This window comes from Limnospira sp. PMC 289.06 (assembly GCF_032350395.1).
GTDB lineage: Bacteria > Cyanobacteriota > Cyanobacteriia > Cyanobacteriales > Microcoleaceae > Limnospira > Limnospira platensis.
Genome location: NZ_JARPLC010000359.1, coordinates 1 through 1006, shown reverse-complemented (window position 1 = coordinate 1006; position 1006 = coordinate 1). Strand labels below are relative to the sequence as shown.

The following is a 1006-nucleotide window of genomic DNA, read 5'->3' as shown; positions in this document are numbered from 1 at the left end:
TATTTCAGGTATTTCAACCTTATTTTATGCCTGAACGTCTCGCACCAACGTTCCGTTTATACGGGCATTCCATCTTTAGATTTGTCCTTTCCACCGGGGTACTTTAAAGGTCTGTGTAGGTAGTATGACGGAAACACCTACTCTTCCCCTTGCTCTTTTGAACGCAGCGTATCAACCTATTTCGCTGCTCGTGCTTTACGATGGTTCAAGTCGGACATTCGGTCTTCCTAATCATAGATGGTTGGCAGTGGTCGCGTCTTGGTAGTAGGTTCTACCTCACGCCTTCCGTTCCCCGCTTCTATCCTGGAGTTATGATTTCCAAAACTGGGGGTGGCTATCGCCGTTACTCTCTACTCCCTGATTTCTCAGTTCGTTTATGACCTTGAGTTCCCTGCCTTGCTTAGTTACCTAAGCGTCGGGACATATAATCAGTTATGAGGATGCTCAGGAGAGGTCTCCTTATATCCAGATTCGGAGCTGGAATCCTCACCGGGCAGTTATTTCGGGCATTTCAGCCCTATTTCATACCCGAACGTCTCGCACCTGCATCCAGTACATAATATTCACCCTTGTTGATACTTAGGTAAATTCGTGCTATTGCGTCGTGGGCTGACCGTCCGGGACGGAACCCATAGCTTGTGCCTTCAAATCTCGATTCCCATTCAGGTTCGAGAGCCGATTTAACCAAGGCTTGCCTCGCTCTATCTTGGATTGTAGGAATGCCTATTCCAGCTTTTTTCATCCCTTCCAGGTTTTGGTATCCATACTCTCCTAAGTGCTTTTGCTTTAAGGCTTCCCTTAATATTCTCAACAAGTTCCAACCTTTGTCTTGGGGAGATTACTCTCATTCCATCGATTCCAGCCGTTTTCTTGCCTTGACCCGCTTGGGGGGCGGGTTTATTAAGCTGACTGTTGGGAAGCATGGCTGACCGTGGAACCCGCCCCTACAGCCGCACTGCTAAGAGTCTGGCATAATATGATTTCACCAGTAGACGTTGCCACCTTC

Annotated in this window: 2 protein-coding genes; both read right to left on the bottom strand. The window is 47.8% G+C overall.

All coding sequences use genetic code 11. The annotated features are described in order from the left end of the window. Window positions 1-517: 517 nt before the first annotated feature. On the bottom strand, window positions 518-742 hold the full coding sequence (locus tag P5674_RS25190; protein WP_014276642.1) for a reverse transcriptase domain-containing protein: 225 nt from the start codon (window positions 740-742) through the stop codon (window positions 518-520). After that, window positions 702-923 carry a hypothetical protein gene (locus P5674_RS25185; RefSeq protein WP_014276641.1) on the bottom strand — a complete coding sequence of 74 codons (222 nt, stop codon included), beginning with the start codon at window positions 921-923 and terminating at the stop codon, window positions 702-704. Before P5674_RS25185 ends, P5674_RS25190 begins: the two co-directional genes overlap by 41 nt. Between the last annotated feature and the right edge of the window lie 83 nt (window positions 924-1006).

Coding starts and splice junctions, on each gene's coding strand:
- P5674_RS25190 (WP_014276642.1), bottom strand. CDS start 742: ATGAAAAAAGCTGGAATAGGCATTCCTACAATCCAAGATAGAGCGAGG.
- P5674_RS25185 (WP_014276641.1), bottom strand. CDS start 923: ATGCTTCCCAACAGTCAGCTTAATAAACCCGCCCCCCAAGCGGGTCAA.